The organism is Oceanobacillus halotolerans, assembly GCF_010993955.1.
GTDB classification, from domain to species: domain Bacteria; phylum Bacillota; class Bacilli; order Bacillales; family Amphibacillaceae; genus Oceanibacillus_A; species Oceanibacillus_A halotolerans.
This window is the reverse complement of the sequence record NZ_WIXL01000007.1, coordinates 148,638-160,283: the sequence shown is the minus strand read 5'-3', so window position 1 is coordinate 160,283 and position 11,646 is coordinate 148,638. Positions and strand designations below refer to the sequence as shown.

General features: G+C 37.2%; 13 protein-coding genes and 1 pseudogene. 1 reads left to right on the top strand and 13 read right to left on the bottom strand.

What is annotated here, in order from left to right; translation table 11 throughout:
- Positions 1 to 480: 480 nt before the first annotated feature.
- The 3 genes from GHC26_RS10350 to GHC26_RS10340 all read right to left on the bottom strand — a co-directional run bounded on the left by GHC26_RS10350 (position 481) and on the right by GHC26_RS10340 (position 4,479).
- Positions 481 to 1,437, bottom strand: a complete 957-nt coding sequence (locus GHC26_RS10350) for an alpha/beta hydrolase (protein ID WP_163971186.1) — start codon at positions 1,435 to 1,437, stop codon at positions 481 to 483.
- Positions 1,438 to 1,527: 90 nt separating this feature from the next.
- Positions 1,528 to 2,346 (bottom strand): cytochrome c oxidase assembly protein, encoded by an 819-nt coding sequence (locus tag GHC26_RS10345; protein ID WP_163971185.1) that lies wholly within the window; start codon positions 2,344 to 2,346, stop codon positions 1,528 to 1,530.
- A gap of 834 nt (positions 2,347 to 3,180) precedes the next feature.
- Positions 3,181 to 4,479, bottom strand: coding sequence for a M20 family metallo-hydrolase (locus GHC26_RS10340; protein WP_163971184.1), 1,299 nt, complete (start codon positions 4,477 to 4,479; stop codon positions 3,181 to 3,183).
- A gap of 527 nt (positions 4,480 to 5,006) precedes the next feature.
- On the opposite strand from GHC26_RS10340, the gene GHC26_RS10335 reads away from it, so the two are divergent.
- Positions 5,007 to 7,106, top strand: coding sequence for a metallophosphoesterase family protein (locus GHC26_RS10335; protein ID WP_163971183.1), 2,100 nt, complete (start codon positions 5,007 to 5,009; stop codon positions 7,104 to 7,106).
- Positions 7,107 to 7,204: 98 nt separating this feature from the next.
- Here GHC26_RS10335 and GHC26_RS16220 read toward each other — a convergent pair.
- The 10 genes and pseudogenes from GHC26_RS16220 to GHC26_RS10290 all read right to left on the bottom strand — a co-directional run.
- Positions 7,205 to 7,267: pseudogene (locus GHC26_RS16220) on the bottom strand (DUF6958 family protein); the annotation flags it as partial.
- Positions 7,268 to 7,339: 72 nt separating this feature from the next.
- Positions 7,340 to 8,200, bottom strand: coding sequence for an alpha/beta hydrolase (locus GHC26_RS10330; protein ID WP_163971182.1), 861 nt, complete (start codon positions 8,198 to 8,200; stop codon positions 7,340 to 7,342).
- Positions 8,201 to 8,223: 23 nt separating this feature from the next.
- On the bottom strand, positions 8,224 to 8,502 hold the full coding sequence (locus tag GHC26_RS10325) for a hypothetical protein (protein ID WP_163971181.1): 279 nt from the start codon (positions 8,500 to 8,502) through the stop codon (positions 8,224 to 8,226).
- Positions 8,503 to 8,538: 36 nt separating this feature from the next.
- A complete protein-coding gene (locus GHC26_RS10320) occupies positions 8,539 to 8,799 on the bottom strand; it encodes a DUF4190 domain-containing protein (RefSeq protein WP_163971180.1) in 261 nt (86 codons plus the stop codon).
- Between the two features lie 27 nt (positions 8,800 to 8,826).
- Entirely contained in the window at positions 8,827 to 9,066 is a 240-nt protein-coding gene (locus tag GHC26_RS10315; protein ID WP_163971179.1) for a DUF3953 domain-containing protein, read from the bottom strand.
- Positions 9,067 to 9,082: 16 nt separating this feature from the next.
- A complete protein-coding gene (gene csaA / locus GHC26_RS10310; RefSeq protein WP_163971178.1) occupies positions 9,083 to 9,412 on the bottom strand; it encodes a chaperone CsaA in 330 nt (109 codons plus the stop codon).
- An 82-nt stretch (positions 9,413 to 9,494) separates the two neighbouring features.
- Entirely contained in the window at positions 9,495 to 9,971 is a 477-nt protein-coding gene (locus tag GHC26_RS10305; RefSeq protein ID WP_163971177.1) for a GyrI-like domain-containing protein, read from the bottom strand.
- A gap of 81 nt (positions 9,972 to 10,052) precedes the next feature.
- The gene (locus GHC26_RS10300) at positions 10,053 to 10,277 is read right to left on the bottom strand and encodes a hypothetical protein (protein ID WP_163971176.1); all 225 of its coding nucleotides are present in this window, start codon (positions 10,275 to 10,277) and stop codon (positions 10,053 to 10,055) included.
- A gap of 120 nt (positions 10,278 to 10,397) precedes the next feature.
- The gene (locus GHC26_RS10295; RefSeq protein WP_163971175.1) at positions 10,398 to 10,802 is read right to left on the bottom strand and encodes a hypothetical protein; all 405 of its coding nucleotides are present in this window, start codon (positions 10,800 to 10,802) and stop codon (positions 10,398 to 10,400) included.
- 16 nt (positions 10,803 to 10,818) lie between these two features.
- Complete coding sequence (locus GHC26_RS10290) at positions 10,819 to 11,475, bottom strand: hypothetical protein (protein WP_163971174.1); 657 nt, start codon at positions 11,473 to 11,475, stop codon at positions 10,819 to 10,821.
- Positions 11,476 to 11,646 lie beyond the last annotated feature (171 nt).

Here is an 11,646-nt window from a genome sequence, read left to right as displayed (position 1 = left end):
CAAGCCAAGTTTTCTAATCGGGTGTGACCAAGGCGCTTACGTTTTTCTATGAGGAGGCTGAAGCGTTCCCGGAGGGAAAGAAAACACTGTGAAAACGACCGTTGGGAGTTTGAACAGATGTTGCCCTTGTGCCCATGGTGAAAGCGAGTGTTTTCCGCTGCGATGGTTGACCACTCATCCTATAAAGGATATAAGGAAACATGTTAAAACTATTGCGCATAATACATCTTATATGCAAGACATTTCATACTAGAAAGCAACAATCTTTTAGAAAACAGCCTTAAAAATAAATAAAATCCAGAAGTATTTTTTAAACATCCACGACTTATTAGAACAACTCGCACTCGCTCGTCCTTTAACGAATGTGTTAGTTTTTCTTAATTAAAATTTTAGCAACGTCGAGTCTTCTTCTTAGTTAAAATTTTATACTTTCCTAACGTGAAACAAAAAACTTCCTGCCATCTATGACAGGAAGTTGAACTATTTCATATATGTTTGTAAAAAACTTGTTAATTCTTCAATATAACGTTCTTGATGAATGACAAATGCTTCGCCATGACTAGATCCATCAAATAATACTAAGTCAGCCTCACTACCTGTGTGTTTATATAGTGTTTTGGCATTTTCAGTGGGAACAAATGTGTCGTCATTTCCATGAATATATAAGATTGGTACTTCTGCTTTTTTCACCTGATCTAAGGCAGAGGCCTCTGTTAACGAGTAACCCGCACGTAGTTTGGTTACCAAGCTCGTAGTTGGTAATACAGGGAAGTCAGGCAAATGAAACATTCGTTCAAGCTGATAGGAGAAAAGTTCTTTCACGTTTGTATAAGGACTATCTGCAACGATCGCTTGGACATTTGCTGGCAAGTCTTCCCCACTTGTCATTAATACGGTCGCTGCTCCCATTGATACACCATGAAGAATAATTTCTGAATCTGAACCAACCTTTTCGATTACTTGATCAATCCAATCCAAATAGTCTAAACGATCATGCCAACCAAAGCCGATATAATCTCCGCCACTTTGACCATGACCACGAGCATCTGGCATCAATAGATTATACCCTAGCTCTTCATAATAATGCTGACCATAAAGACCCATCTGCTTTGCATTCCCAAGATAGCCATGTGCTAATATAACCGTTTTATTCGTTGGCTCTTTTGCCTCTAGATAATAGCCTTTTAATGTTAGGTCATCATAAGAGGTGATTTCCCACTCGTCGAAATCTTGTTCACCGACCCAATCACGCCAAGTTCCTTCTGTAAATTCACTCATGGCTTCTGCAGATACTTCTAAATCTTCATTTCCATTTAAGAAATCTTTCGGACCACGCTCAATCGCTAAAGTATAAAAATAAAAACTCGCAATACCATTTATGATAAATAATAGAATTATAATCCCGATTCCAATTTTCCACCAAATTTTACGTTTCACAAACGCACTCCTTCCTAATAATAAACTTTCTTATTATAATTCTATTATACAGAAAACTAAGAAAGAATAGGGGAAACAATATTTGGTAGATTACATTTCCTCCTTATTAAACTTATTGATAAAAAATAACAATCCATTAAATAATAGGATCTGAATAATAAGGAATATCCCTCCACCTAATCGTTGCTCATAAACAGGTGCGATTGGTAATAATGCTTCCACATATTCTACAGGCAATGTCTCTCCTGGTGGCAAACAATATTCAAGGGAGGCAACAAATTCCGAGAAATCCGTGTATACGTTATAGAGACTGGTATTCATCATAAGTAACCATACACTAAACGGAATCAATAAGATACTTGTTGTGATACCATAAATCCCTTTTTGCTTTCGTGTTAATCTAGTCTGACTAATTAATGGATACCAGAGTAATAGTGCGCCAATAAATAACGCTAATAAATAGAAATAATTTAAAAATAGATCTACTCTAGCATTATCAAATACAAACGGGATATGGTATCCGTAAAACAAAACGTTAAACAATATAAGTGTAAAGACTGGGGACGTTATAATTCTTTTTATCTTTTCTACCACTGGATTTTTTAAAAATGATGCTGGTATTTTTGTTTTTAGTCCAAGTAATATTAATGGAGGAGCAACTAATAATAACAAAATAACCTGTCCGATATGATAGCTAAACAGTAACCTTCCGTAAATATTCAATGGGCTACCAACTGCAGCAAACAGAATGATTAGGCCACTAATGAAGAGAATAATCCTCTTCCATGAGTGATTTTTACTAGCTGGTAAAAGTAAAACATATATAATAGCAGAAAAGCTTAAAAATAAAAAGATTCCCCCATTCCACAATGAAGAAAAATGAAACTCATCCAATATTACATCGATCATCAATTTCGGACACCTACTTCCCTATACTTCTACCTCCAGTATAAAGGATTGAGGAATGAATGGATGATTAAGATATCACAATTTATTGAACAGACAATGTCGCATAATTCATATTATGCGCAATAACTAGGATATGAACATAGCTTCGCTACGGAAAAACACTACGCTTTCACCAGGGGCATAAGTGCGACATCTGTTCAAACTTATGTTTTCACAGTGTCTTCTTTACCGCGGGGGAGTGGTGAGCCTCCTCGGACTAGCGTCCTGTGGGGTCTCACCGATCTCCCACTTCCCGCAGGAGTCTACGTGTTTTTCCTTCGCTGATTTGAGCAGCGGACAGTCAACTTCTATTTTTGAAGAGACTCGCATTTTCCAGATCTTAGTATAATTTTTTTCTGGCTTAAGTAAGATGAACTTCACGACATGTTAATTTCATGGGTTTTAATTAATTCTTGATTAGAAAACCTCTACTAGTGGAGGCAGAATACGTAGACTCCTATGGAAACAACACGTGTCCGAAGACCCCGGAAGAAGCGGTTTTTGCTTCTGAGGAGGCTGAGGTCGTGTCCATGGTAAAGAAGACACTGTGAAAACGAACAAGTTTGAACAGATGTCGCACTTATGCCCATGGTGAAAGCGAAGTATTCAGCCGGAACGAATTCAAACGCTTGACCCTTATTGAATGAGCAAAAGTGAGTGTCCGAAGCGGAAATCAACAGCACTTTTTTATTGCGTATAATCCATCTATTATTCATTAAATCTTATACTTAAAGGAGCGAAAACTGCCTAGAAAAAAAGATAAAGCTCTGTGTTCGAACTTTATCTTTTTTTCTATCATTGTGCATTTTCGAGAAATCGTTTTAACACATGAACGGTCTGAACACAATCGGCTAAATCGGACCATTCCTCAGGATTGTGGCTAAGACCGTCTTTACTCTTTGTAAACAACATCGCGATTGGTAGTTTTCCCCCAACAATCTGTGCATCATGGCCTGCACCACTTGGCAATTTATAGGCTGACATTCCCTTATCCTGAAATGACTTTTCTAATAATTGTTGCGTTTCTTCGGCAATTGGTACAGGAGAAACACGCATTTTCACAAAATGATCAACGTCTATATTATGTTTTTTAGCGATATCATCTCCTAGTGCTAATACTCGATTGACGACTTCATCTCTAGAGTCTAGATAAATATCACGAATATCAACATAGAGTTTCACTTCACCAGGAATAACATTGACACCATTTGGTTTCACATGTAGCTTTCCAATTGTCGCAACTGCAGAATCGCTTACTTGAGACGGGATTTTTTCTGTTTCAAAAATAAACTCACTAGCAGCAACAAGAGCATCGTTTCGATCATTCATTGGAGTATTTCCCGCGTGTCCTGCTTCTCCACTGAATGTAAACTCAATCCAGCTTGGTCCTGCAATCCCGGTTACAATTCCACATGGCAAGTTTTCTTTTTCCAACCGTTTTCCTTGTTCAATATGTACCTCTACAAACATTTCAAGCTCATCTAGATTTCGTTTTGAAGCCTTGTATCCTTCAACACTTAAACCAACATCTTCTAATACCTCTGCAAAACGTAGACCATTTGTATCCGTCAATTCTAACTTTTCATTAATATCACCAGTACCCATCATTCCTTCACTACCATGAAGACCACCATTAAATCGTGCACCTTCCTCATCAGAGAAAATAACGACTTCAAATGGTTTTTCAGGCTGATATCCTGTTTCTTTCCAAGCCTCTACTACTTCTAAAGCGGATAGGACTCCAAGCACGCCATCAAAATGCCCACCATTTGGAACACTATCAACATGAGAACCACTCATAATCGCTTTTGCGTCATTTTGTTTGCCAGCTAATCGACCAAACACATTTCCAGCTCCATCATGTCGTACCTCTAAGCCAGCTTCTTCCATCCATTTAGCAACTAAATCTTTCGCTTGTTTTTCTTCATGTGAGAAACCAGGACGATTAGAACCATTATCTTCGGTTAACCCAATTTTAGATATTGCATCTAAACGTTCCGCTAACCGGTTACCAGAAACTCCATCGCCATCCTGTTGCCCATTATAATCGTTTAATAACAACTCTTTTAACGAAAAACTATTCTCATCACTCATCTCTCATCCTCCTTGTCTATGCTAATAGTTTACCAGATAAAGAATAAGTTTGAAATTGTATACTCTTCACACGTTTTAGATGTTTTTTAGTTATATCGTACTACGATTAACCGAATCGTATTAAATCATTGGATTAATAGGAGTAAAAACATAAATAAAGTAACGAGGATTACAAACCACACTCCAAACATGGGTTTTTCGGCAAATAACGGAATGACGATTCACCCATAAAACTAGGCGGTTTCTCGTTCCGCTATGTTAATAAAGTGAAACTTCAATCAGTGGGGTTTCCTTTCCTCCCCCACTGATTGTTAGTTGAACGAATCGGACATTTACGGGCAGTTTGATCCAACACTTATCTTTCTTGGATCTCCTAAGAAATCTTGAAGTGGGGGTCTTACTGCCCGTTACATGCGGAATAAAGGTCATATATTACGATTATCTGTTCCAATCACCTAAACAATCCATACCACCAAAACATAGAATAGTATAGTATAACTTCTTTCATCAGAAAGTGGTGGTATATCATGCAACTTCCCACATTACTAACAGGACCAATACTACGACGAGTAGAACCAACCAATATTTATATATGGATTGCGACTAGTGAGTTCTTCCAAATCGAAGCAGCACTTTATCATGTGAAAACAAACAGTGATACGAAAGAATATGTCCAGCTTGAAACCAAAACAAAAACAGAAACCATGCAATCAGGAGAAAACCTATATATTCATTTAATAAATGTTGTTCCTGTAAAAGGTTTATTTCCAACCGATGTGTTGTTAGGCTATAATCTATATTTCTCAAACTATATGGAAACGGTGGATCTAGATAATTATCAGCTCCTTTCACCTGATAATCCATACTCGATAGTTTATCATGACTTCAAATACCCAACCTTCTATATTAATGAACAGGAGCAGCAAACCATTCTTTATGGCTCATGTCGAAAACCCCATGGCAAGGGAGATGACAGTTTTACAAGTGCTGACTTAACGATTCGACAACATGCGAATAATTTAAAAGATCGACCTAGCTATCTCTTTTTAATGGGGGATCAAATATACGCTGATGATGTGGCAGATCCCATATTTTATTTCATTTCAAAATGGAGTGACCAACTAGCAGGATCAAAATCAGAAAAGCTTCACCATATAGACAAACGACTTACCAAAAAGCCATTCAAACATGGAATAAGGCAAATCCATGGAAGACAATATATTTCAGACGAATTCTGTCAGTTCACTTCTAATCATGCAGCCAATCATCTTATGACATTTCATGAATTTGCGACCATGTATCTCTTGACATGGAGCCCCTCTATTTGGGAAGCAAATTTAGAAAATAATGCGTTTCCAACCTTTGAAGATTTAATGGAAGAGGATGCTTATTATTTCATCTATCCAAATCAGAAGCATTACGAAAAAGACCGTAAAAAAGAGCGGAAACAACACTATAAGCGATACGAAGAAGAAAAAAGAGAAGTCACTCATTTTCTTAGAGTACTCCCACTTGTACGAAGAGTACTAGCTAATACACCGACGTATATGATTTTTGATGATCATGATGTAACAGATGATTGGAATATTTCCTCTGATTGGAAGGAACGTGTTTATGATTCACCATTAGGAAGGCATATCATTGCAAATGGATTAACTGCCTATTGGCTATTTCAAGGTTGGGGGAATGATCCAGAAACTTTTGAAAAGCCGTTCATCCACACAATAGCTCGTTATTCTGAAACATTTTCAGTAGAATCTACCATCTACGAGGAATGGATTGATCGATTATGGCATTTTAATCGCTGGAGCTTTGTTGCACCTACCTATCCTTCGAGTCTATTTCTAGACACCCGAACAATGCGATCCTTTGAATTAAAACCACAACCAGTACGTATTGGAAATATCATCGATGAAGGCAAACACACTGCACAATTAATCTCTGAAGAAGGGTGGAAAATCATTAATCAAACAGTAACACGAAGTCATTGGACTAAAGGGGATCCACTTATCATTATTTCGCCGACCCCGCTTTATGGGATTGGTATTACGGAATCTTTTTTATATCGATATGTCTATCCTTTTCGTATTCTTGGCATCCCAATACAGTATGACCTAGACTTTGAAGCATGGAAATATAATGGCAAAGGGTTTAATCAATTTCTTCAGCAGCTGACCGAATGGAATCCAGCAAATTGTTTCATCTTATCTGGAGATGTCCATTATGCAAATGCTGTCCAATCCAACGTATCGTTTCAAAATAAAAAGCAATTAACCATTAATCAATTCACCAGTAGCCCGATTCACAATATGAGCTTTTCTGGTATCTGGGGATTATTATTAAAAATAATGGTTTGGTTTAATAGTTTAAAACGGAAAAACCGTACACTATTCCGTTGTTGTGATACGCACAATAATCTGATAAATCATGATGGTAGGCATCAACAGGATATGAAATGGTATGAAGAAATTAACTATCAAATGAATAGTCGTGGTTCCATCATGGAGACAGATAATAATATTGGACTTCTATCCATTCAGCAATCTTATGTGACAAATAAACTTCTGCAATATCGTAATAATCAGAAACAAGAAGTCACCTATGATTCTATTTCCTTATCTGATTAGTAAAACAAAGGCATTCTCTACATTTCACAGGGAATGCCTTTGTTAGTTATCTGCCTTATTTTTGGAAACCAGTTGCAATTGCTGTGGATTAGATTGATTCACTCTATTACCTTTCTAGTCTCTAAATCTAATTTAACTGCCGTACAATACCAAGATGGAGATCCATTACGGCACCTTTTTTATTTGGATCTGAATTTAACAACTGTATTTTTCTGACATCTCTACACCTCAACTTATGTCGTCCCTTTTTCTAGACGGTAAATGTTTTCTGTTTGTTCGTCTAGCCAACTTACCATATCTTGCAAGAACGTTTCTTTATCTGTGTCATCAAACGGACGATGTTTAACACTTTGATATTCATATTTTTCCTTTTCATCTGATCCAACTTCCTCAAAAAATGTTCGTAATATCTCAGGTGGTGTAATAGTATCATCTAGACCGAATTGCAGTAAAAAAGGAATTCTAATCGTTTTTACTTGTTCCATCATGCGAGGTAATGTCTTCATGAGGCTTTTTCCTAATCCAGGTGTAACGGTACTATGACGTAGAGTATCATTTTTTAGAGGTTGTAATTCATTTTCATCCTTTGTTAAGTACGCTAAATCATCACCTTGATCAATCGTATAATCTGATTTCAACTTTCCCATTACCGTTATTAACAACTTTTCCATAAAAGATGTTTCATAGGATATTGCGGGCGATATGGTAATTAGTCCTCCTAATTTACTAGCATTATTTATTGCATAATCAACTGCAATAACACCACCAATGCTATGCCCAATTAAATATACTGGTAAATCTGGATTGATTTCTGTTACTAATTTACAGAATGCGTGTAAATCATTTCGATATTCTTCCCAATCTCGAATAAACCCACGTGTACCAGGACTTTTTCCGTGTCCACGTAAATCATGTACATAGGAACGATACCCATTCTCGACTAATGCTTCACACAAATTACGAATTCCACCACTATGATCCCCAAGACCGTGAACAATAATGACGACACCTTTTGGATCTTTTTCTGGGGAAAATTCCCGATAAAATATCGTTAATTCTTGAAAACCTTGAAATGTTCCTTCCGTTACCTTCATCCAAACACCTCCTACAAGGTGTACTACCCAAAACTAATCACTAAAGAATATCGCCATGACCAATACCAAACGAGAACAATACTAACGCAAATCGTAAATAGGAAAAAGCCTTTATTTTTATCTAATCGGTACTTTTCCAGACCAGATAAAAAAATAATCACAGCGACTAAATAGTTTGCAGAAACAATAAATTCTGGTTGATAATCACGTATCCATCCGATAATGACTAGAATGATAGCGATAATGCCTAACAAAGCTTGTACGATAAACATGGATTTTAATCGATGTTGGAAAAACTTCATATTACTCATCACTTTCTATTGAAAACTAAGTCCCTGTTAAAAGGTCAAAAATAACACAACACCTAACACAACAAAACATATAAGAAGGGTTTGCAAGCAAATGCCTACTATACTACAAACCCTTCCAGCCACAGCTATGCCTCTCCCCGTCTGATTAGCATGGTTATCTATCTCGCGTAATCCTTTCGTTCCTAAAACGATACCAATAATCCCTAATACCAATCCGATATACGGGATCACAATCGATAAGATCCCAAGAATTAGGGCAGCAATGGACTTTTGATTGGTTTCTTCCATTCCGATAACACCTTCTTCAACTATGACCTACATGTATAAAAAACTTTGTATTGAAACAAAAAATACAAATAGGGAAACAATAATACTGGTATATCCCCAGTGTTTATTTTGTTTTCGCTGCAGTTCATCAAAGCCAACGGATAACAATAAAAACCCTAAGGATAGCATCATTAGTGGCATTAACGCTTGATTCCCACTTATTAAAATATAACCAGATAGGAGGACACCAATGAATGCAAATACCAAACGACTACTTTTCCAAAACATCTATATCACTCCTTCATTAGGAAATAGGAGTTCCATTTGGTACCTGTTCATCTGGTCCTAATAGCACAACATCTTCCTTATCTGGTGTCCCGCCAATGACTAATACCTCTGATTTATAGCCAGCAACACGCATAGGAGGGAAATTGACAACCCCTACCACTTGCCTGCCAATCAATGTTTCCGGATCATATCGCTTTGTAATTTGTGCAGATGATTGTTTAATGCCCAACTCACCGAAATCAATTTCTAGCTTTATCGCTGGTTTACGTGCTTCTGGAAATGGTTCTGCTTTTACAACCGTTCCAATCCGTAGATCTAATTCCATAAAATCCTCTATCGTTGCCACCATGATTACCTCCATTTTTCAATGATCTTATGCTTAATCGTACCAAAATTCCGAACAAGAGCGCAAACCCTGCAGATGGAAGTTAGAGCATTATTGTTGCAATATACATCTCCGCCTCACCTGAAAGGACATCTTCCGGCTCCCAGCATTCCATATCATAGCCTAACGGAATCAATCTATTTTCCTTCAACCACTCTCCATAAATATATCCTAGTTGGTTTATTACATTCCGTTCTGTCCCTTTATGAGTATAGCTTGCGTAATTACCACTAGGCATGGTATGACTGATCGCACCATCTGGTAATTCTTCTACATTCTCTACTTCATACCCTATTATTTGTGTAAACTTATCCTGCAAGAAATCAAAGTCTTCCTTCATTGGATAAATTCGAATAATGTAAATGGTATCCCCGACTCGATTTGGGATGTTAGCTTGGTTTGCTTGTAACCTTTCTAATGTTTCCTTTTCAATATTGTTTCTACGTATTTCATTGGTATTGGCAACAAAGTGGTAACCGATCACCTGAAAGGCATCTTTTGACACAATCGTTGGATCCAATAAAAATCCTCCCTTTTCGTGAATGTATTTTACTTAGATGGTATTCACAGTCGAAGAGAGATATCCTTCCATACACCACATTTATGTTTGTCCATCATGCTTTTTTTCTATATATGCTTCATAGGCCTGTTCTACCTTATCAGACTGAGTAGGTAAATTATTATAAATCTGTTGAAGCAAATATAATCCTCTAACAATACACCCTAAAACAATTCCGAAAGCCAAGAAACCTCCAACAAGTGGTCCTGACATAAATAAGATAAAGCCCAATAGCGTGCACAATACAATCGATAATGCTAAATACATCTATTTCCCTCCCTTTTCTACTTCAATTTTGTCCCGCATGTAACGGGTATTAAGACCTCCATTCAAGATTTCAAGGAGAAACAAGAAAGATAAGTGGCGCACCCACTGATTGAAGTCACTTTATAATAAGAGATCTTTTAACTGCTCTGTTGCTTCGTCTGTTAACGTATAAATGGTGTGGGTGTCATCAACATGCATGATGATCCCTGACTCCAACTCATCAGCCAACCATAAGTGGAAGCCGTCTTCTGTTCCATCATCCAGTATGATCCGTATATCAAAATCACCGCGAGCAATATCTACTGAACCATCTTCTTTATGCGCAGTATTTAGAGCAGTAACAAATAGGTTGATTTCATCCTCACTGGTATAGACCTCTTCGTCTGATCCATTAATCTGACCGAAATCTTCAAACTCTGAGACTCTAATTTCTGTTACATCCTCCTCTTCAAAGCCAAATGGTGACATGCATCCAACAATAAGTACTAGCATCAACAGAATCACTATCGTTTTTGGTAACCTCAATTTATTCATTTCCTTTCTATAACTCTCGTATTCTATTTTGATCAGAATAAATGCGAATGTGCACGCCATTTGTTGTTCCATTCTCTATCACATTTTCTAGTTCAGAGACATCCAAATTGGTTTCCAATCTTACATTTTTCTGTTCATTTCCTTTAACGGACACCTCATATGGTGCATGTTCGTTCATTAATGTTTCCATCTTCACACTACTCGGATATGGATCACGAAACTCCAACAAGAATGTAACCTCTTCTTGACTATGATTTTCAAAAGAGAGAAAGCATTCCCCATGAAGAGTTGTGGCAGCAACCTTATCAAACACACAATGACTAGATTCACGTTCATATCCAATAGCATAAATATCCGAAGCGAATGTTTTTTGATATAAATCCGCTAACGATTGGGGCATGATGCTAACTAAAACAAGTGTTAATACCACCATTCGTACATGATATTTTTTTAACGCCATCATGAGAAAATACAATCCAATAATAACGAGTAAAAGTGAAAATAACCCGATAACATAGAATCCATTTGTTGTCCGCACAGGTACCCCTAATATCCATGCTACTGTTTCACCCAATGGCTCATGATGAGGAAATGGAATATTTAAGCCCACCGCTACAACTAATATAAGAATCGCTCCATATAACGTCTTTTTTTGTTCAATCATGCTAACAACTCCCACTTATTGCTAGACAGTTTTATCCCGCATGTAACGGGCAGTAAGACCCCCACTTCAAGATTTCTTAGGAGATCCAAGAAAGATAAGTGGGGGATCAAACTGCCCGTAAATGTCCGATTCGTTCAACTAACAATCAGTGGGGGAGGAAAGGAACCCCCC